The sequence below is a fragment of the Chryseobacterium sp. CFS15 genome (assembly GCF_031118795.1).
GTDB lineage: Bacteria > Bacteroidota > Bacteroidia > Flavobacteriales > Weeksellaceae > Chryseobacterium > Chryseobacterium indoltheticum.
In genome coordinates, this window is sequence record NZ_JAVHYL010000005.1 from 135,524 (window position 1) to 157,921 (window position 22,398).

At 33.1% G+C, this 22,398-nt stretch carries 16 protein-coding genes and 1 pseudogene; 13 read left to right on the top strand and 4 right to left on the bottom strand.

Annotated features, from left to right (window positions below; all coding sequences use genetic code 11):
- Window position 1: 1 nt before the first annotated feature.
- Together OH814_RS09790 and fabG are read left to right on the top strand one after the other, a co-directional pair.
- Entirely contained in the window at window positions 2–1,471 is a 1,470-nt protein-coding gene (locus tag OH814_RS09790; RefSeq protein WP_308828031.1) for a WG repeat-containing protein, read from the top strand.
- A gap of 115 nt (window positions 1,472–1,586) precedes the next feature.
- Entirely contained in the window at window positions 1,587–2,330 is a 744-nt protein-coding gene (gene fabG / locus OH814_RS09795; protein ID WP_076561518.1) for a 3-oxoacyl-[acyl-carrier-protein] reductase, read from the top strand.
- Window positions 2,331–2,386: 56 nt separating this feature from the next.
- Here the strand turns inward: fabG and OH814_RS09800 are convergent, their stop codons facing one another.
- Window positions 2,387–3,835 carry a hypothetical protein gene (locus OH814_RS09800; RefSeq protein WP_308828032.1) on the bottom strand — a complete coding sequence of 483 codons (1,449 nt, stop codon included), beginning with the start codon at window positions 3,833–3,835 and terminating at the stop codon, window positions 2,387–2,389.
- A 565-nt stretch (window positions 3,836–4,400) separates the two neighbouring features.
- Window positions 4,401–5,441 (bottom strand): GMP reductase, encoded by a 1,041-nt coding sequence (locus tag OH814_RS09805; RefSeq protein ID WP_308828033.1) that lies wholly within the window; start codon window positions 5,439–5,441, stop codon window positions 4,401–4,403.
- Between the two features lie 224 nt (window positions 5,442–5,665).
- On the opposite strand from OH814_RS09805, the gene OH814_RS09810 reads away from it, so the two are divergent.
- Genes OH814_RS09810 through OH814_RS09820 form a run of 3 tightly spaced genes read left to right on the top strand, consistent with a single transcriptional unit; the run spans window position 5,666 to window position 8,069 of the window.
- Window positions 5,666–6,424, top strand: coding sequence for a prolipoprotein diacylglyceryl transferase family protein (locus OH814_RS09810; RefSeq protein ID WP_308828034.1), 759 nt, complete (start codon window positions 5,666–5,668; stop codon window positions 6,422–6,424).
- Window positions 6,421–6,654, top strand: a complete 234-nt coding sequence (locus tag OH814_RS09815; protein WP_228444979.1) for a hypothetical protein — start codon at window positions 6,421–6,423, stop codon at window positions 6,652–6,654. Before OH814_RS09810 ends, OH814_RS09815 begins: the two co-directional genes overlap by 4 nt.
- Before the next feature lie 11 nt (window positions 6,655–6,665).
- A complete protein-coding gene (locus tag OH814_RS09820; protein WP_308828035.1) occupies window positions 6,666–8,069 on the top strand; it encodes a radical SAM protein in 1,404 nt (467 codons plus the stop codon).
- Window positions 8,070–8,218: 149 nt separating this feature from the next.
- Here OH814_RS09820 and surE read toward each other — a convergent pair whose 3' ends face one another.
- Entirely contained in the window at window positions 8,219–8,989 is a 771-nt protein-coding gene (gene surE, locus OH814_RS09825) for a 5'/3'-nucleotidase SurE (RefSeq protein WP_308828036.1), read from the bottom strand.
- A 157-nt stretch (window positions 8,990–9,146) separates the two neighbouring features.
- On the opposite strand from surE, the gene OH814_RS09830 reads away from it, so the two are divergent.
- The 8 genes from OH814_RS09830 to OH814_RS09865 all read left to right on the top strand — a co-directional run bounded on the left by OH814_RS09830 (window position 9,147) and on the right by OH814_RS09865 (window position 20,484).
- The gene (locus OH814_RS09830; RefSeq protein WP_308828037.1) at window positions 9,147–9,446 is read left to right on the top strand and encodes a hypothetical protein; all 300 of its coding nucleotides are present in this window, start codon (window positions 9,147–9,149) and stop codon (window positions 9,444–9,446) included.
- Window positions 9,447–9,803: 357 nt separating this feature from the next.
- Window positions 9,804–10,022, top strand: a complete 219-nt coding sequence (locus OH814_RS09835) for a thermonuclease family protein (protein ID WP_308828038.1) — start codon at window positions 9,804–9,806, stop codon at window positions 10,020–10,022.
- Window positions 10,023–10,680: 658 nt separating this feature from the next.
- On the top strand, window positions 10,681–12,018 hold the full coding sequence (locus OH814_RS09840) for a tetratricopeptide repeat protein (protein WP_308828039.1): 1,338 nt from the start codon (window positions 10,681–10,683) through the stop codon (window positions 12,016–12,018).
- Window positions 12,015–12,692, top strand: coding sequence for a lamin tail domain-containing protein (locus OH814_RS09845; protein ID WP_308828040.1), 678 nt, complete (start codon window positions 12,015–12,017; stop codon window positions 12,690–12,692). Before OH814_RS09840 ends, OH814_RS09845 begins: the two co-directional genes overlap by 4 nt.
- Window positions 12,667–13,209 carry a T9SS type A sorting domain-containing protein gene (locus OH814_RS09850; protein ID WP_308828041.1) on the top strand — a complete coding sequence of 181 codons (543 nt, stop codon included), beginning with the start codon at window positions 12,667–12,669 and terminating at the stop codon, window positions 13,207–13,209. Before OH814_RS09845 ends, OH814_RS09850 begins: the two co-directional genes overlap by 26 nt.
- Before the next feature lie 35 nt (window positions 13,210–13,244).
- The gene (locus OH814_RS09855) at window positions 13,245–19,163 is read left to right on the top strand and encodes an RHS repeat-associated core domain-containing protein (RefSeq protein ID WP_308828042.1); all 5,919 of its coding nucleotides are present in this window, start codon (window positions 13,245–13,247) and stop codon (window positions 19,161–19,163) included.
- A gap of 20 nt (window positions 19,164–19,183) precedes the next feature.
- Window positions 19,184–19,933 (top strand): hypothetical protein, encoded by a 750-nt coding sequence (locus OH814_RS09860; protein ID WP_308828043.1) that lies wholly within the window; start codon window positions 19,184–19,186, stop codon window positions 19,931–19,933.
- Between the two features lie 98 nt (window positions 19,934–20,031).
- Complete coding sequence (locus OH814_RS09865) at window positions 20,032–20,484, top strand: hypothetical protein (RefSeq protein ID WP_308828044.1); 453 nt, start codon at window positions 20,032–20,034, stop codon at window positions 20,482–20,484.
- 646 nt (window positions 20,485–21,130) lie between these two features.
- Here the strand turns inward: OH814_RS09865 and OH814_RS09870 are convergent.
- Window positions 21,131–22,314: pseudogene (locus OH814_RS09870) on the bottom strand (IS3 family transposase).
- Window positions 22,315–22,398: the final 84 nt, after the last annotated feature.

Consider the following 22,398-nt stretch of genomic DNA (forward strand, 5'->3'; position numbering starts at 1 on the left):
ATTGAAAAAAATAGTTTTCATTCTGTTTTCAGGTATTTTTTCAGCACAGACCAATCAGTATAAAGAGATATTATTGTCTAAAAAAGTTGGGAAAGAAGTACATTCTTATACCAAAGGTTACGGAATCATTACAGATTCTGACACCGGAAATTCTTCTATTATAGATTCTTTAGGAACTATTTCTTTTAATTATCCTTACAAAAGTGAAATTATCCGGCTGTCCAAAGACAGGTTTATTTTAAAAGTAAAAGAGGGTGAAGCGAACGGAAAAACGGCTTTAATTGACGGAAATGGAAATCAGCTGATTCCATTAGACAAGTTTAAATATAAAACGTGGGAAAATAGAGCGCGTTTGATTGTTTCAAAAGACGGAAAAGACGGTGTCTACGACTACAACGGGAAACAGATTATTCCGTATCAGGATAAAATAGAATTTGCAAACGACAGCAGATTTTTCATTAAAAAAGATAAACTTTGGTTTATTTATAATTTTGACGGTCAACAGGTTTCTGATAGAGAATTCAAGGAAAACTTGAGATTTTACAAAGGAAAAGTTTACTTAAATACAGGAATTAAAACGGGAGAGGTAATTGATATTGATGGTAAAACAGTGAGCCGGTTTTCGGATCATTATATCGAGGATATCAATGGTTTTCCTTTTTTAATTACGAAAAATGTTACAAAAAATAAGTACGGAATTGTAGATGAAAATGAGCAGGTTTTAGCCGAAAATATCTACGATCAGGCTTTTGTAGGAAGAAACTATATTTATCTTATCAAAGACAATAAAGTAAGTGTTTTTTCTAAAACGGAAAAAAAAGTTTATCCTACCGAATATCATTATGTAAATCATTTATTCAACGGTATTTTTAAGACACTTAAAGACTCGAAGAATCCTAAAATTGCTGTTATCAAAATTAGCGGGGAAGTTATTTTACCTAAAGAATATGACGTTGTAGAAGGTTTTAAAATAAAGGGTGAAGATTACGTTTTCGTAAGCAAGGACAACGAAGAAAGGCTTTTGGATAAAAATTTTGAAAGTGTTTTAGACGAAGGCTTTCAAATCGAGAAAATCTTTTTAAATAATGTAATTGTAAAAAAAGACGAGGTTTATTATAAGTTTTCACCAAAAGATAAATCTTACACGCCCATTAAAAATATTGTTTCTATAAAGCCGTTTCAGTTTTATCCTGCAATGATCTGCAAAAATAAAGAAAACCTTTACGGAATGCTCGATGAAGAAGGAAACGAAATAGTTCCTTTTATTTATGATGATATCGTAAGTTTTCTTTCGGGAGAAGAAGTTGTTGTACAAAAAGGCGATAAATTCGGCGTAACCAATCTTAAAAATGAACCTTTGAAAGAGGTTATTTACGATAAATATTCTGTAGACAACAAAAAGCTTATCCTTACGAAAGATAAAGAATCGGAAGTGATAGATTTTACTTCTTCAGATGATAAATTGTTTTAGAATACAATTTTGAGTAACTCGTGAATTAATCGCAAAAACAAAATATATATATTTGCAAACTGAATAACTTTAAACCACTCAGGTTATTTGGATGTTTAAAATAAATAATCATTATATGAAACTATTAGAAGGAAAAGTAGCGCTAATTACCGGAGCTACAAGAGGAATCGGGAAGGGTATTGCCGAAATTTTTGCTCAGCACGGAGCGAAAGTAGCATTTACATACGCCGGTTCTGTAGAAAAAGCGAAAGAATTGGAAACTGCTTTAAGTTCTGTAACTCAGATTAAAGGTTATCAGTCTGATGCATCAGATTACGATGCTGCACAGAAATTGGTAGAAGATGTAATGGCTGAATTTGGTAAAATAGATATCTTGGTAAACAACGCAGGAATTACCAAAGATAATCTTCTGATGAGAATGTCAAAAGATGATTGGGATACGATTATTAAGGTTAATTTAGATTCGGTATTCAACCTTACCAAAGCGGTAATTAAGCCGATGATGAAAGCTAAATCGGGCTCTATTATCAATATGACTTCTGTAGTGGGCGTAAAAGGAAATGCTGGGCAGGCAAACTATGCTGCTTCAAAAGCTGGAGTTATAGGATTTACAAAATCTGTTGCTTTAGAATTAGGTTCCAGAAACATTCGTTGTAATGCAATTGCACCAGGATTTATTGAAACTGAAATGACCGCTGCGCTAGATGAAAAAACCGTTCAGGGATGGAGAGAAGGTATTCCTTTGAAAAGAGGAGGACAGCCCGAAGATGTAGCCAATGCTTGCGTTTTCTTTGGTAGCGAGATGTCTTCTTATATTTCTGGTCAGGTTTTAAACGTTGACGGCGGAATGTTGACTTAATAAAGTTTTATTCTAAAATATAATCCCTTTCATATCCTTTATGGAAGGGATTTTTATTATTCCGAATCGATGTAGTTTCTAAGCCATATTTGAAGATCTTTTTCAGGAGATAAATTGATCTTTTTTCTAAAATGATAACGGTTGTTTTCTATTGTTTTAATAGCCTTAAAAGTATAATCTGCAATTTCTTTTGTTGTAAAACCCAGATATATATAAGCTGCAAAAGTGAGTTCGCTGGGCTTCAGACTTTCATTGAGTTTAAGCATTTTGGACTGAAATTTTGGGTAAACCTCTTGAAATCTAGTATAAAATGACGGATTATTATCCTTTGCCAGCTTTATAATTTCTTCGAAAGCCTCGTTTATCTGCTGTTTCAGTTTATGCGTTTCCTGTTCGGTGATTTCTTTTTCTTTAAGCAGTTTTTGAGCAATTTCAATTGATTTAAGATTCTTAGATTTCGATTTTTTTAGAAGATAAATAATAAATGCAGTGATAAAAATCAGTACAGCAATAATGATTAAGGTTGTTCTCTGCATTTTTTCTGCTTCGAGCGTATGTTTTATTTTTTCTTCTTTCATTGCTTCATTTAGTACAAAATCTCTCTCTTTTTTCATTCTGTCATCCAATATTTTATTGGTTTTAAGATAGAGATCCTGATAATATTTGGCGTCTGTTACAATTCCCTGGGAAATTTTTAATTCTGCAATTCTTTTGTACAGTTCACTCAAAATGTCAGGAAAATTGTGTTGATCAAAATTCTCTAAAGCCAGATCATAAAAACCTTGAGCTTTAGAATAATCTTTTTGAGCAGTAAATAGATTTCCCAAGCCGATTAATGCTTCAATTTTGCAGGGATGTATTTTATCATTAAAATGGCTTAATGATTTCTTATAATAATACTGGGCAGAGTCTGCTTTCTCTTGATTCAGATAATAATTTCCAAAGCCGAGGCACGAGCAGCCTTTTTGAATATAAGCATCCTGTACATTGATTTTTTTGATAATGGCATCTTCTTTTTTTAGAAAGTAATGCATAGAATCCGGTTTATCAATATTCTCATAAATGTAGCTCAAATGAGAATAAACAGTACTTTCTGTGAGAAGATCTGTTGTTGTTTTGTTGTTTTTTGTTTTTAAGATTTCTAGAGCTTCTCTATAGTTTTTAAATGATAAGGTATAAAGCTCAAGAAGTAAGTAATTTCCTGCCAATAAAGAGGAAATATTTGCAGAATGTGTTTTATCAGTTTCTAGATAAGAAGAATATTTTTGCGCTTTTTTTGCATAATCAATGCTCTCTTTAAATTTTGCCTGATCGTAGTAATAGGAAGCAAGATAAAAATTGCCATAAGATAATCCTTTCTCGTTTTTTGAAGGAGTCGAAAGCTTAAGAAGCTTTTGAGAAGCCTCCAGCATCTGATCAGATTTTCCTGATCGTTGAATAATACTGATTTGCTTGACTAAAAAATCAATGTCAGACTGATTTTGAGCATGAAAAAAATTACTCAAAAAAATTAAGGCAAATAAATATTTGTACGAATGGAGATAACCCATTGAGATAATTTGGTATTATAAAATCATAAAAATCAAAATCATTGCCAAAAAACCTATTATTCATGGGTATTACTGTGTTTTTTGATCCTGTATTTTTACACAATTTTTGTGCCACTGAAACCGGATTCTTGAAATGCTCTGTCGAGATGGTGACTTATTTTAAATAAATCTACATCTAGACAAATCTGCCACATTTATAGTAAAGAAATAAGAAACAATAGTTCATGGTGTTGATGTTACGAGATTTATCTAAAAATGACTTGGAAAAAATATACTTTTAGAAAAAATAAAAAATCTCCGGAATTTCTAAACCCAGTTGTTTAAAAATCTCCAGAGATTAGTTTCTCCATCATTCGGATTTCAGTTTTTGAACGGTACAAATAGACGGAAAAGTAAAAAAATAGACAAAATATCTAGCCCTCATTTTGCCCTCTATTTCAATAAAACCTTTATTCAAAGGGTTTTATAGGATTTTAAAAATTATTAATACAATCCTACTTTACAAAAGGAGAGCATATAATTAATCATTATAAACCTGGTTTTCCTGCTCCTGAACCCTAATAAAAGTCGTTCTTTTAGACAGTTCTTTCAAAGTTGAAGCGCCTACATACGTGCAGGTAGAGCGTACACCACCCAAAATATCTTTCACCGTTTCTATCACTGTACCTTTATAGGGAACTTTCACCGTTTTACCTTCCGAAGCTCTGTATTCTGCAACACCACCGGAGTGTTTATCCATTGCTGTCTTTGAACTCATTCCGTAAAATAGTTTGAATTTTTTACCGTTTTCTTCAACCATTTCGCCACCACTTTCATCATGACCGGCAAACATTCCGCCGAGCATCACAAAATCTGCTCCGCCACCAAAAGCTTTTGCTACATCACCCGGAACTTTACAACCTCCGTCTGCGATAATATGACCCTTCAAGCCATGTGCGGCATCAGAACATTCAATTATTGCCGATAACTGCGGATATCCTACCCCGGTTTTTACCCTTGTTGTACATACCGAACCGGGACCGATACCTACTTTTATAATGTCTGCGCCAACCAAAAGAAGTTCTTCCACCATTTCTCCGGTTACCACATTGCCTGCAATAATTATTTTATCGGGAAAATTGGCTCTTGCTCTCTTCACAAATTGCACAAAATGCTCAGAATACCCGTTGGCAACATCAATGCAGAGAAACTCTATTTTTGGATGGTTTTCGAGAATAGTTTTTATTTTTTCCTCGTCTGCTTTTCCGGTTCCTGTGCTCAAAGCAATGTATTGATAAATACTTTCGGACTGATTATGTAAGAAATTGCTCCATTCTTCAACGGTATAATGTTTATGAATCGCAGTAATTATCTTTTCTTTGGACAGCTCAACCGCCATTTCAAAAGTTCCCACCGTATCCATATTAGCTGCGATGATGGGCGTACCTTTCCACTTTTTTTGAGTATGAAGAAAGGTAAACTCGCGGTTTAAATCTACTTCTGAGCGAGATTTTAAAGTAGAACGTTTTGGTCTGAACATCACGTCTTTAAAACCAAGCTTTATATCATTTTCTATTCGCATAATTTGGAAATTATTTTAAATAAAATTAGGAAAAAGATTAATAGAAAAGATTAAAAGAAATGATTTTATGGTTTATTTGTGAGATTTCATTTTTCCGAAGATCCCATAAATCATCATATATTTTTATGCGCAATAATCCGTAAATCAGCGTAATAATTAAGAGAACAATTGTTGTACAGAAAATATTTTCATGATCATCAATCAAATATCTTATTTTTGAGCCAATGGATTTCCCGGTTACATTTCAATTATTTGGTAAAACGATTCTTGCACATCCTGTGTTTGAAACGGTTGGGATTTTCATTGGGATGCGGTTTTATTTTTATTTGAAGCGAAAATCCGAAAAGTTGCCTTTCAATACTTCGGCTGCAGTGCTTATCGGCGCAACAGCGGGAGCTTTAATCGGCTCAAAACTCATTGGGAATCTTGAGAATCCGTATGTTTTTTTCAATGATTTTAATTTTAAACGATTCTGGACCAATAATACCATCGTTGGAGGCCTGGCTTTTGGCCTCATCGGAGTAGAATTGGCAAAGAAAATAGTTGGTCATAAAGAAAGCACTGGAGATTTGATTGTTTATCCTTTAATATTAGCAATGATTATCGGGCGAATAGGCTGTTTTCTCACAGGAATTCATGAAGAAACATATGGCTTGCCGACGACTTCAATCTTCGGAATGCATCTCGGGGATGAATATCTCAGACATCCTGTCGCTCTGTACGAAATTGCATTTTTACTTTTCATGTGGTTCGAATTAAAAATGATTGGCCGGAAAAACAAATACGTTTCGGGATTTCTGTTTAAGCTTTTTATGCTGAGTTATTTTTCATTCAGATTCTTCTTAGATTTTATTAAACCTAAAATTGAGATCGTCGGAAATTTGGGAACTATCCAACTCGTATGCCTTTCAATGATTATTTATTATATTTATGTATTAAAAAACGGAAGAAATTTAATTCAACCTAAAATAATTAAATTATGAAAATGCTGACCCTCTTGGAAGTTGGTGGATTAGAAGGTTTAGTCGCCATGATCATTCTGATGATTATTGCTGTAGCTTTCGTTGTATCATTAGTCTTTACTGTTTTTGTAAAACTTATTTACGAGAGTAAAGACGGACGAAAATTTTCTAAAAGCCAGTTTTGGACAACAGTGCTTATTTCAATGTTGATTTGTGGATTGATCAGTGGTGTCGTTTGTGGAGGAATGTAAAAATTGAAATTATGCCGATAAGAAATTATACGTATTACGATTATACAATCAGTCTTTGCCCGGAATGCCTGAAAAGGGTAGGCGCAAAAATCATCATTGAGGATGAATCTGTTTTTATGACCAAAAGATGTCCGGATCATGGTTTTTTTAAAACGATGATTGCGTCGGATGTTCAGTATTATAAAAACATAAGAAACTACAATAAAGCTTCAGAAATGCCTGTTCATTTCGGAACCGATGTAGAATATGGCTGTCCCTACGATTGTGGTTTATGTGTTGATCATGAGCAACATAGCTGTCTTTCGATTGTGGAAGTTACCGATCGCTGTAATCTGACTTGCCCGACTTGTTATGCGATGTCTTCGCCACATTACGGAAGTCACAGAAGCTTAGAAGAAATTGAGGCAATGTTTGATGTCATTGTTAAAAATGAGGGACAACCCGATGTTGTACAAATAAGTGGCGGCGAACCGACCATTCATCCTGAGTTTTTTAAAATTATGGATATTGCAAAGTCAAAACCGATTAAACATTTAATGCTTAATACCAACGGAATCAGAATTGCAAATGATCCTGGTTTTGCAGAAAAGCTGGCAACTTATGCTCCGGAATTTGAAATTTATCTCCAGTATGATTCTTTTAAAGCTGAAGTTTTACAGGATTTCAGAGGAAAAGATTTATCGGATGTACGAATGAAGGCTTTAGAAAAACTAAATGCGCTAAATCTTTCTACAACGCTCGTGATTGTTCTTCAAAAAGGAAAAAATATTGATGAGATCGGAAAATTAATTGACTTCGCTTTAAAACAAAAATGCGTTCGCGGAATCACTTTTCAGCCTGTAGAAGTTGCCGGAAGAAACAGAGAAGATTCTGCACACGAAAAAATTACGTTGACCGAAGTACGACAGGAAATTTTAAATCAGTTTCCTCTTTTGAATGGAGATGATATTATTCCTGTTCCATGTAATCCGGATGCATTGGCAATGGGCTATATTTTAAAATTAGAGGGCGAAACGATTCCTCTGACACGATACATTAATCCTGCCGATTTGTTGAATAATGAAACTAAAAATACCATTGTCTACGAACAGGATGAGGGTTTGCAGATGCAGCTTTTAGATATTTTCAGTACAGGAATTTCTGTTGATAAAGTACAGCCTAAAGTAAACCAATTACTATGCTGTCTTCCTGAAGTTTCGGCTCCGAATTTAGATTATGATAATCTGTTCAGAATTATTATCATGAATTTTATGGATGCCCATGATTTTGATGTTCGTGCCGTAAAAAAATCTTGTGTTCACATTGTCAATAAAGATCTAAAAATGATTCCTTTTGAGACGATGAACCTCTTTTACAGAGATGATAAAAGTAAATATCTGGAAGAATTGAGAAAAGATGATAAGGTTTTGTTTTAAATGAATTTTCACACAGATTTTCGATTTTCCACAGATGATTGAGAATAAAATAGGTTATAAAGTAAATTGCCCCGAAAGCACGAATTCTATAACTAAATCTGTGTAATTAATTCGTGCATTCGGGGCAAAATAATAAGAGAGAGAGATATTTAATCAAAATCCATTACTTCACGAAGCGTATTCATATATTCATAAGCAGTCATGTCAAACTTCACGGGAACAATTGAGATATATCCGTTAGCCAAAGCTGTTTCGTCTGCATCTTCAGATTCATCCATATTGTTAAAATAACCAGTTAGCCAGTAATATTTTTTACCGTGCGGATTGATTCTTTCGTCAAAACTTTCTTCCCATTTTGCATGAGCCTGCTTGCAGATTTTTACACCTTTTATTTCTTCTTTTAAAAGCTTAGGAATATTTACGTTAAGTACAACACCTTTAGGCATTGGGTTATCTAAAGTTTTCTTTACAATATTCTGAATATATTCTTTAGCCTGTGTAAAATCTGCTTCCCAACTGAAGTCTAAAAGTGAAAAACCTATCGAAGGAAGACCTTCTACACCACCTTCTACAGCTGCTGACATGGTGCCAGAATAAATTACGTTGATCGAAGAATTGGCGCCGTGATTAATTCCCGATACCACAAGATCTGGTCTTCTTGGAAGTATTTTATCTAAAGCCATTTTTACACAATCTACAGGAGTTCCGCTGCACGAAAAATCGGTTTGTGGACCGTCAAGCTGTACTTCTTCATAGCTCAATGTAGAGTTTATCGTGATTGCATGGCCTTTTCCGCTTTGTGGGGAGTTGGGAGCAACCACCACTACATCGCCGATTTCATTCATAAATTCTACAAGATTTCTGATGCCCGGAGCTGTAATACCATCGTCATTAGTTACCAGAATAAGTGGTTTTTCCATAAAAATTTAATTTTAACAAATATACGGTGTGAATTGTTCATATTAAATATTATCTTTCTTAAATACCTTTCTACACCTTAATTCATTCATTTTAGAAATAGAATTAATTAAATTTTGTTCATTTTTGTTGTTCATTTATAAAAATAAAAGAGCACACTTGGATCCAAAATTATTAAGGAATGATGCATCAGCTTATGTAACAGATTCAGCATATAAAATTGAAATAAAGAAAGACTATGATATTAATAGCTTTATTTTCTCTTTTTACAACTCTTTAACTCTTCTATTTGCGGAATTAGAAGGCAGATATTATGGAGGTGGTGTATTGGAGTTAATTCCTAGTGAATTTAAAAATTTACCTCTACCTTATGTGGCCATTGATTGTCAGCAGTTTTTAACTTTTGTACACAATTTTGAAAATAAAAACTCTATAGAGGATATTCTTCATGAAATATAACTTTCAAATATTAAATAAAACACTGGGATTAAGTCTTCAGGATATTGAAAGAATAGAAAAAATTAGATTAAAACTAATTAATAAAAGGACGAGAAAGAAACCTAATCATATGGAAAAGAAGTCTAGAGTTATAGATGATAAAAATATTTATTTTTTTCATTATTTATTTGCCAAATAAAAGCAAAAGTCGTCGAAATAAAAGTTGGAGACACTATCGTAGTTATTAAGTAACAATGAAGAAAATATTGTGTCTTATAGAAGTTGAGTGCCCAAAAAGTGGCCAGAATACCAAACAATTTACTTCAGACCAAGTTTTCCGAAAAGAAATAGTGTTTTATGAAACAAATCTAGACCGTTATGGAAGATCCATTGCTAAAAGTATATTATGATGAAGGAAAATACTTATCTGAAGAATTTATTAAAATTGGGTTTGGGTGGTGGTATTATCAATATTCTACAGATAAAGAATTGGGTAAAATGCAGGAAACTACTCAAAAAAATAAACTGGAACTTTGGCAACATGTGAATGCCATTTCTCCTTATGAGTGGAGAAAATTAAATATTAAGAATCATTAAGATACTATGACTGGTTTACTGAGAAAAAAAGTTCAAATTTGAATTTTCAATAATAAAATATATATGAATGTTTTTTCTAATCTATTAACATAAAGATATGCCACTTTTATAAAACTAACAATCTATCAAAATCTGCACAATGGTTAGGATTAGAATAAATTGATTTTAAAGTGTCATTTTTAACTTTATTATACATACAACAGTATAATCTTCATAAGTGCCATGGTTATCGCTATTGCTCACACTTCCAACTGAACAACGTGACGGTTCCTGATTTATGACAGTTCTTAAATTGAGATTTCCATAAGGGTTTTGGGGCATTAATTTCGATGCTGTAGGCAAGCAGAAGTCCGCTTTTACGATCAAAGATGCCATTGATCGTATAATAGAAAGTCACATTGAGATGTTTTTTCTCTTTTTGACATTGAAGAATATTTTATTATTAATATTAAATTAAATTATACTAATAATGTGTGGTGTTTTAATTATAATTCTATAAAGTGATATTTTTTATTTGTAGTTTCAAAAAAATATTATATTTGTAGCCAAGGAGAAGTCAAACAATTTGAATGTATAACCTCTGAGGTACCACGATACAGGCACAGCAATCCTGTCTTCTCCTTTCTTTTTTTAAGAGAAACTTTAAAACACACACAAGATGAATAGGAAAAATTTTCTATCCTTAACTTCTTTAGGGATGTTCTCACTACTATTTCCCGGAATTTTATTTTCAAGAAACAGATCTGAATCCAATACAGCTAATGTAAATGTGCTTTTAAAACAAGCTGCAGATCTTAGAAAGCAAAAAAAATATAACCAAGCTAAACAAATTTATCAGCAAATTATTACTCAGTTCCCGAACGAAATCAGAGCCTATGATGGAATGAGAAAAGTTCTTTTATCTCAAAAGAATAAAGAGTGGCAGGTTATTCTTCTCTTAAAAGGTGCGCTTCTGCTTAATCCAAATAATATAGAACTTAAACAAAGGTTATACAATGAATATTTTAGAGCGTGTTTGGGCAATAAGAAGGTAAAAAATCTTATAAACTTTAATGGTCGTTTACTTTCTGAAGTAAAACAGAAATATGAAACATTTGTTAGTAATCATCCTAACAATATGAATGTTCAAAAACAGTATGCAAAAATTATCAGACTTTTCGATGCAAATGCAGACACTCAGAATCCTAATCAAAATATCACTTTAAAGAACCATAGAAAGCTGGAATATAAAAACTTTAAGAATAGATTTTCTCTGGAAACAACAAACCAGCTGGAAACAAGATTAAATAATCTAATCGCCAAACCTCATTCGAAAGATAGAAAACCACATATTCGAGAACTCTATAAACTTACATTTCAGAAGCTGAGAAAGCAGAAAAATAATACTGATGCTCTTCATAAAGCTGTAACCTATTTTAATACAGTAGAAAAGAACGATCCTCTTTTCTTAAAGTATATTCGGGATATGGCAAAGCTCCAGAAAAATTATGATGTTCTGATTACCATCGAAACCCAAAACCATACAATTAAAAATAATTTTTGGTCTGCTTTGGCTCTTTTAGATGTCTATATAAGGAAGGCAGAATTAGAGAACTCTTCAATTCCTGCAGTTGGAAATACATTAATACCTTTTTTAGAAAGCCAGACTGATGCTCCTAACAAAAAGTTTGAACTCAATACAAGAAAAATTAAAATAAACATTTTAAGTAACCAATTAGAAAATGCTAAAGAAAAAATATTAACTCAAAGCAAATCCATGTACAGGATTTCAAACACTCACACTATAGACAGAATGAATGTGCTGATTGCTAAATATTATGCAAAAAGTGGAGATTCAACAGGGAAAAGCAAAATTTTGAATATTGTAGTTAATCCGTCTTCCTATATTGATCATCCCGATTTACTAATTCGGTCTATAGCCCTTATTAACCAGAAAAGGGATTATACTAAGGTTTCTCACATTCAAAATCTTCAAAAACTAATCAACAAGTTATGAGAATCAAATTTACTCTTTCTATTCTGTTACTAGCAGGTTTTAATATCTTACAGTCTCAAATTGTAGTAACGGAAGTATATGCGGATACCCCTTTTAATGAAAGATTACGTTTCGGAAATGTAAGTAGTGGATTTGTAGATGCTGTAAAACATCATAGAGGAGAATTTGTAGAAATCTATAATTATAGTGATAAAGATATAAATCTCAAAAATTGGTATATGAAAGATCGTCAAGGCTCTTTCAATTTACCAGACAAAATTCTTAAAAAAGGGGAATTTATGGTTATTGCTTATAGTTCTATGCCTATGAGCACAACTATATTCAGCGAACATTTTCCGTCTACTTCTGGTAAAGAAGATAAAATCATATATCAAGATGAAATATTGTTAAGAAATAAGATTGATGAAGTTTATGTAGGTTATACTTTAGGGGGTGTAGCTCTTGATAAATCAGGTTTTCAATGGAAATGGGAAAATGATCCTGCAAAGAATTTTATTCCAAATTTACACTCTAATCCTGCGGGATTCATGACCATAAAATCTATACAGTATCATCCGGATCCTGGTTCAACAATGGATCCAAATGTAACGTATTCTCAGGATGACAGTTACAATTATACAGCTACACCTAATCCTTTGGAAGCCGTTTATGTACCACCAACACAAGAGCTATGACGAATTAGTAAAAAATGATTTTCAACAATATTATTATTTTTTAGACTGGAGTGACAATGTAAATTTTTTAGTAAATAATATCTGTTCAATTAATATTGAAAAAGTTTATCAGAATCCTGCTGGTTCATATACAGGAAATGGTGGCAACTGTTTTTCTTATGACAGCGCCGGAAATATGATACTGAGTTCAAACTGTAATGGAAGCAGCACTTCTCCTCCGGTGAATTCTGAGATTTCAGCAGATGAATTAGAAGTTATAAAAAACAGTATCGTTATCCATCCTAATCCCACAAAAGCGACTGATAATTATAATGTGACCATTTCATGGTCTGGTGCGGCATTAGGTAAGATTCAGAGTGTTCAGGTATTTAATTCGTCGGGAAGTTTAGTATATAGTTATATTCCAGGAGCAAATACCACCTCGTTTAATCTTCAAAATCAGCTGCCGGGATCTTTTATTGCTAATTTTGTATTGAACACAGGACAAATAGTCTCTAAAAATATCTTAAAATGGTAATTTCACAAATGATGTTAAAAATATATTCTTTCATAATGTCTTTATTGTTTTGTACGTTGGCTCTAGCTCAGGAAACAGAACAAATTCCTTTGGCTTATAGTACAACTGGATATGCCGAATCTAATAGTATGGCGGGCAAAAAAATACCTCCAAATCCGCTAACCCCTTCTGTAAATGCAGAAATGAGTGTGAGTGAATCAGGAGCTCTTACCTATACGCTTCCAATTGAGGCTGTAAAAGGATTAAATGAATTCCAACCTAACATAGCTTTGGTATATAATAGCCAATCGGGAAACGGACAAGCAGGATGGGGATGGAATATCATTGGCTTGTCTACAATTGTAAGAGGAGGAAAAAGTAAAGAGGTTGATGGTATTACAATCGGTCCGCAGCTTAATAATAATGATCCTTTTTATTTGGATGGGCAGAGATTAATTAAAATTAATGATACTACTTTTGCAACAGAAAAATTTTCAAAAGTTAAAATCACCAAGTATACTTCAGGAGAATTTCAATTTGTAATTCAATACCCGGATGGAAAAATTGCAAAATATAAAGAACTGGTAGAAAACCAATATTATATTTCTACTTTTATTGATGCTTTTAACAATGAAATTCACTATTCTTATCAAACAGAGAACAGAGTTCCTGTTATAACTAAAGTTTCTTATGGAGGCACATCTGTAAATAACGATCCCTATTTTATAAATTTCATCTATAAGCCTAGAAATAAGGATATTCAGATATTTAGAAAAGGAATTCCATATATAACTTCGAAAGTGCTTTCCGAAATAAATAGTGGCTCTTCTTCTGTACCTCTATACCGTAAATATACTTTTTCTCATGATTTTATAGAAGACAATAGTGTTGAACGACTTAGAACTATTGTTGTAAGTAATGAGAGTGGGGAAAACTTAAAGCCTCTCAATTTCAATTATAATACTTTTACGCAGGGAATTGTAAATATAAATACATCTCCGTCAAGTACTTTAAATTATTCAACAAATGGATTAGGAAGCGTAACATTGGGTAGTTTTTACGATTGGGATAGGGAAAAAGTACGTCCAATATTTCAACAAAGAAATAGTACAGGAGGATATGGAATAAATGAAATAAGTAATACCGATGGAATAGAAAATAATTCCGGAACTCTTCTATTTTCGGGGAAGGTATTAGATTCAAATAATAGAATTACAGAAAAAGATCAGCTAATTGTTGTCAATGAAAAAAGTATAGGGACAGAAGATTACGATAGCCCTAATAGTTCGACGAATCAACAACTAAAAGATGAAATAAATTTTGATATAAAAAATTTAGTTACGGGAGAAAAAAAGAAAATAACTGTTCCTGTAAAAGGAGGAGTGATTGAAGTTCAAAACTATGTACAGCCAGATCCATATGATAATTATAGGGATGGCACTTATCAAACATCATATACCAGAGATAATACAAGAAGAGAGTATGTTCAGGGAGATTTTAATAATGATGGTCTTGTCGATTTCTTAATTATAGAGCCTGCCAATTTGAACAGATCTCACAGGATTTATTTAGTAGAAGTAGGTAAGCAAAGTTCAGGATCTAATATTCAGATAAATCCTATTATTCTTAGTGAAACGCTTCCTTTACATGGGATGGATGTTTACCCTATTGAATTTGATGGGGACGGATTGCCAGAACTATTGGCTGTAAATAAATACAGTTCACAATATTCAATTTATAAAATAAATTTTACGAATAATTCAATCGATACTGTTTTGTCCAACGGACAGCTTTCTAATTTTGGAATTAATACGCCCATTTTTTTTGGCGATTTCAATGGCGATGGGCTTACTGATTTTATTACTCCCCAAACCATATATGAAATTCCCGGAGATGACAATTCAGGTTTGAAAATGGGGAATACTTACTATAGAATGCAAACGGAAACACTATTATGGTGGAAATATACAAGTAATGGCAATTTATTTACAAAGAACCAGGAAGATTATAGTCAGCAGAAAATTGCTTATTTAAAGCCGTCGCAGAGTAATTATATAAAAAAATCCACTTTTTGGCAGAAATTTTGGAATGGTCAGCCAGATGAATATGAATTTACAAGATATTCTACCCATAACATTATTGTTACAGATTTCAATGGAGATGGCAGGTCCGACATTATCACTCTTGATAAAATAGGAAAAGCCAAGTATAGACCTGATGGAAAATTATACGGAATCGATATTGATAATTTATCAAATTTATTGACAAGAAAAACAGGTCCCTTAACTTTTACCAACTTTTTGTCAAACATTACTAACAGAGTTAATTTTCATGAAAATAAGAATTTACAAGGTGGTACTTTTCAGCAGCTTGCTACTTATCCTATAGATGGAAAAAGAATGTCCCCTCTGTCTTTAATTCTTTCTACCGATAATCTGGATTACTTAAACGGATCTCATTCAGGAGTTTATATTTATGATCCGCTTACAGCAGATATAAAAAACATAACTATTGATAACCGTAATTTTTCAGAAAAGCAAATTCAGGAGGTAAACAACGGAACTAGTGTTCTTCAGAGGGTAGATTACAGAAATATGTACCCGGAAATGGGACCTTTTCCCTACCAGGTTAATAATACTCAAGAACAGACCTATATTTATAAATCTCAGGACCAACTTAAATATCCTTTTTATGTTCATAAATTTAATCCTGCAATTCGTTTAGTTAACAAAATTCATACAGTTTTTGATGGGAAAATTTTAACAAAAGAATATAGATACGAAAACGGAATACAGCATTTAGAAGGGAAAGGCTTTATCGGATTTCAAAAAACCTATTCTAGTGATTCTTATGAATCAGAAATAAAGAACGGTAAGTATATTAATAAAAAGCCTGGAAAGGGTCTTTTCTGGAAAATAGAAACTCATGATCCAGAGATGGATAATAGTGTTGTTAAGTCAACTTATGGAGGTTTAAATAAATTTTTCATCGAGAATATATCTACAAACAAAAAGTTTGATAAAGGCAATCATCAATATCTTATTTTAACAACAGATGAAGTTGCTAAAGACTATCTCAAAAAAATAACAATCAGTAAAAAATATATTTATGATGAAAGCGATGATTTGAAACTGAAAAATGCACAAACTGATTTTAATGGAGCAGGATTATCCACATCCCGCTTTACTTATAAACCCGATTTTTATGATGGAAGCCATTACTATTATGGAAAAATATCTTCAGTAGAAAACACCACGTATAAAGGAGGATTATCTTTTACTACTAAGGATGAGTCTGATTATTATTCCAACGGAAATATTTCACAGTCCAGAAAATACGGAAATAATCCTAATTTAGCTTCGATTACGACCTCTTATACATATGACAATGTAGGAAACATTAAGAGCGAAACTTTATCAACCTCGGGAATTGCTTCTCAGACAACTCTGTACGATTATGATTCTACCAATAGATTTATTATCAAGACTACAACGCCAGACGGGTTGTTTTCCACTTATAATGTTACTTCTTTAGGACGTTTAACATCTGAAGTTTCTCCACTTGGATTAACCACTTCGTATGCCTACGATTCATGGGGTAATATTATAGAAATTATTGACTTTTTAGGCAAAAAAATAACCATATCAAAATCAGTTGCAGATCCTGCGACTGGCGGAGTATATAATCTCCATAAAAAACGAGAAGGAGGAGTTGAAACTATTGTAACATTTGATCAATTTGACAGGGAAACTCAGTCTAAAGCACAAACTGTTAATAATAAGTGGGCAGTTGTAAAAACCCAATACGATGTTTTAGGAAAAAAAATTAAATTTTCTGAATCATTCTTTGAAGGTGAACCCGCAAAATGGAACTTTATAGAATATGATGAACTCAACCGTCCTGTAAAAAATACAGATTTTAAAGGACATTCTATTATCACTTGCTATGAAGGACTAAAAGTTACTGTAGATGACCAGTTGAGCAAAAAAACATCCACTACTTTAGATGCAATGGGGCATACAGTAAGACATCAGGATAGAGGAGGAGTAATTATTTACACCTATTATCCAAATGGTGCTCTAAAAGAAACTAATTATGAAGGAATAAAAACAACATTTGAGATTGACGGATGGGGTAATAAAACGAAAATTACAGATCCTTCTGCCGGTATATTTACTTATGAATATGATAATCTGAGCAGAATTACAAAAGAAACTACTCCTAAAGGATATACTCTGTATACTTATGATAATTTAGGACGTCCTGTTACGGAAAAAACATATGGAAATACTCCGGCAGAAAATACGGCTGTTGAAAAAGCGTATACCTATAACGGGCAAACAAAGCTTCCTGAAACAATAACAGGAACAGGCAACGGAAAAGCCTTTACGTATACTACCTATTACGATCAGTTTTACAGAATAAGTGGAAAGAAAGAAGAAACACCGGATTTTACTTATACTTCTTCCTCCACTTTCGATGCATTTGGACGAGCAGATATAACCAATGTTTCTACTGCACTTACCAACCCGAATTACGTCTCAACTTCTACTGTAAAAAATGTATATGACAGTAATGGTATTTTGATTCAGCAGAACAACAATGCTACGGGAGCAATGATCTGGCATCTTTCCGATATCAACTCGAGAGGACAGACAACACAGATGGAATATGGTAACGGATATACATTGACCAACCAATATGATCCGACTGACTTCTCGCTCTACAAAATGATGCATCACAATACCAATAACGGTAATGTTGCTCTAGATCTGGACTATAATTATAACATGAATCAGGGAATTCTTAATTTTAGAAGGAACAACGTTTTCGGTAAAAAAGAAGATTTCACCTACGACACCCTTAATCGTTTATTATCCGAAGCTGTAAACGGACAAATAGTGAATAAGTATACTTATGATAAAAGAGGTAGAATAACTTCTAATACTGAACTGGGTAAATATAATTATAATGAAACAGATTACAGACTGCAGGGAATAGACTTCAACACAAACGGTCAGAATGTAAATTCACAGAGAGGTTTTGCTGCAATTACCTATAATGCATTCAAGAGCCCTCTGAAGATTACTTTAGCAGGTAAAGAAGATTTAAGTTTTGAGTACAATATCCTCAAATCAAGATATTCGATGAAGTCCTCCGTAACGGGACAGAACAAATGGTATTCTTCTGACTTTGCAGTAGAAATTACCAAAGAAAACAATGGCAGGACACAGTTGATTACTTATATTACCGGGAATCCGTATTCTGCCAATTACATCAAAAAGGAAGTGCTGAATGGCGGAACTCTTACAGAAAATGCCAATTATTTCCTGCACAGGGACAATTTAGGAAGTATTGTGGCAATCTCCAAAACAGATGGTGCAATAGTAGAAAAAAGATTTTTTGATGCATGGGGAAATCTGAAAGGATTGGTAAATTCTTCCGGACAAATGATCACAGATCCTGCAGCTATAAGCAGCTACTCGTTATTCTTAGACAGAGGCTATACGGGGCATGAGCATCTTTGGAAGGCTGGTCTCATCAATATGAATGCCCGTTTGTATGATCCAATATTAAGAAAATTTTTAAGCCCCGATAATCTTGTACAGGATCCTTTCAACACGCAAAATTATGATAGGTTTGGGTATGTATACAACAATCCTCTGCTTAATGTAGATTTAGACGGTAATGCAATTCAGTTTGGGGTTGCCGTAGTTATTGGGGTTGCCGTAGCACTTACAACAAAAGCTATTATGAATATGATCAGCGGAATCCCGATTTGGTTTGGGATGGGAAAAGCAGCGGTCATGGGAGCTATTTCTTCTGTGGTAAGTTTTGGCATTGGTTCTGCCGCCACTTCTACATTTGGTACTGGTGTAAGTGTGGGTAAAGCACTCTTTGAGGCAGGAGCTCATGCGATCACAAGTGGAACAATGTCTGCCATAGACGGAGAATTTGGGGGGCTGCCTTTCTAAGTGCGGCAATATCTTCACTTGTGGCAAGCGGAATACAAGGCCTGGGAGGTATAAAGGGTGGTGACGGCATAGCTTTTGGACAACGAAACCCAGAGTTACTTAAAGCAATGATGATCACTTCAGGGGGATTATCAGGAGGAGTTTCCTCTACTGTTGCCGGAGGCAAATTCTGGGATGGCTTTAGACAGGGCATTATTACTTCAGGGCTAAATCATACAGTACATATGGTTGTATCAGCTATAGACTACACAAATAAACTAGAAAAATTTTTAGAGGATAACGATATAGATAGAAGTACACTTGCTTCTCAAGAAACGTTAAATAAATTAAAGATTATTTTTAAAGACTATTGGGATCGTAGTGCACAGTGGGCAGAATTGGCAACACAAGAAACCATTGCAGAATGGGAAGGAGAAGAGTATAGAGGACTTTTAAGTTTGACTGACGGAATAATTACAAAAAGTACAGGAGGTAAGAATGCTGGAATTACTAATCCTTATAATGGAAAAGTTTTATTATCTCCAAATAAAAGTAATTATGGTCTTGCTAGAACATTTATACATGAAATGATTCATTCTATTGATTTTATGACAGGAGTTTTAAATTTTTGGGATAGTTTTGGAGCAGTAGGTCGTAGTTATATTGAGTCCAGAGCATACATAGAAACTGCGTCATGGGATGGTGGCTTTATAGATGAGGCTGGGCAAAATCATATCATAAATTCACTAGATATACAGGTGTCATTATTTAATTTTAATTTAGGAAGATGAAAAAATTAATTTCAAGATTGCTACTAATTATATTACTTTTTACTATAAAAGTAAAATCTCAAATTTTGCTGAATAGTGAATCTTGTTTTAAAATATATATGAAGGAAGAATTTATGATTAACAACTCACCAAGTAATTATAACATAAATTCTTTCTTAATAGTAAATAACACAAATGAAGATTATATCATCAATACTCGTGGGTTTATGGAGAAGTCGGGAGAAGTATATCGAAATGGGGAGAGAATAAGCCCTTATTTGATTATGCCTTTTTCTGAATCTGAAATTTGGACTGATGAGGAATGTAAAAAAAATATTGTATTGATTCCTGCTGGAAAAAGTATAAATGCAATACTGCATCTTTCTATTCTAAGAGGTTGGTATAAAATTGATGATTCTTTAGATTATATGGTCAATTTTGAAACTGAACATACTAAGAAATCTCCATATTATTACGGTTGCAGGAAGTATGTAGACAGTCTAGTAAATCAGAGATATAAAATTTATAACGGTACTCTAAAAGGTAAAATTAAGCTTCTTAAAAAAATGTAAGTCATAACGAATAAAAGTAAGCAATTGTTTCCAGAAAAAAAATTAGTATCAGATATCAGTAGATATAGATACTAATAATTAAGCTTGTGTTTGTTAATTTGCAACGTAAATTCGTATCTGTGAAGTAAATGCGAATATCCATAAATGCTACTTATGAGAAAAAAAATGAAAATAAAATTTTTCATTTTGAGAAAATAATCACTATGAGTTTTTTATGATTATTATTGGTAGAAAACTTTTGTTTGCAAAACATTATTTAGTAAACCTGTTTAAACTTTTTAGAAAAAGAGTTTCCAGAAAATTAGTAATTTAGAGTTGCAAAAAAAAGAACTAAAATCTGGAACTCATAAGCAAAGGCAAGCGAGGATTTCTACGAGATTTGATTTAGGAAAAATCTTTAAACTCATTATAAAACGTTTGAAAACAGGTGTCAATAAGCTGGCAACTCGTCTATTATTATTTCAGTAAATGGAGCAAAGATTGTTCTTTCATACGAATTTGGATTTCTCTTCTCCAGAGTAATAAAAGGAAATTAGATCTTTCCAGTGTCCAATTGGATGGGAAGCCATACCCGAAGTAAAACAGGAGGATAATCGGTAGGTTATCAGGGAAGAAATGAATATGCAAATAAAAGTTCCAGTATAAGTTAAGCTACATTTTTATAAATTTTGTTTTGATTATTAAATTCTTCTATTGTTTGATAATTAAGTGTGCTGTGACGTCTTTTTTTGTTGTACCAGACTTCGATATATTCAAAAATTTCCAGCTCCATTTTTTCTTTTGTAATGAGCTTGTTGCCATAAATGAGTTCCGTTTTCAATGATATAAAAAAGCTCTCCGCCACTGCATTATCCCAACAATTTCCTTTACGGCTCATGCTTCTTGTAACGCCATAAAATTCAACAGTATTCGCAAATTTCTTACTTGCATATTGTACACCCCGGTCAGAATGGAAAATTAATCCATCAACTATTTTCCTGTTTTTGACAGCCATTTTCCAAGCCGCAAGGCTTGTTTCTTCGGTACTCATTCCCTTGCTCAAACTCCATCCGATTATTTTCCGGTCGTATAAATCAATAATTGTTGTCAAATACAAAAAACCTTCTTTGGTGTGAATATAAGTGATGTCAGAAACCCAAACTTTTGAGGACTTATCTGCTATAAAGTTCCTGTTCAACACATTTTCTACTACCAAATAATTGTGTTTAGAGTTCGTAGTAACTTTAAATTTCTTGCTTAATTTACTTCTCAAGCCAAGCTCCTTCATATATTTCGCCACCGTAATTCGCGATACTTTGTATCCTAATGAATTCAACTCAAATGCAATTCTAGGACTTCCGTAGCGTTGTTTTGATGAGAAATAAATTGAAGTTATTTGCTGTTTTATTTTTTCTTTCGAAAGCAATATCTTACTAAAGGGCCTGTTTTTCCATTTATAATAACCACTGGAAGTTATTTTTAAAACATTACACATTTTTTCAATCGGAAATAAATATTCATGATTTTTAATGAATTCATATTTCATCGACCGTTCTTGGAAAAAATGCCAATTGCTTTTTTTAATATGTCACGTTCTAGCTCTGCATCTTTGAGTCTTTTCTCCAGTTCGTGGATTTTTTCCTGTTCGGGTGTGAGTTTTAAATTACCATTCCCCGGGAAGCTACCTTCCCCAAATTCTTCATATTCTTTGCGCCATTTGTAAAGCAGTGTGACTGCGATTCCGAGTTCTCGTGCAAGCTCCGAGATATTAGTTCGCTCATTGCTTAGTTAAACGGCTTTGGTCTTAAAAGCAGGATCATAGATTTTCGCTCTCGTTTCATACGTTAAAATTAAGGTTTTATGCTTACGTTAAATTAGTACATCCAATAAACATTTGTAAAAGAATGGGTTATGTTTAAAAAAAACACATTGAAG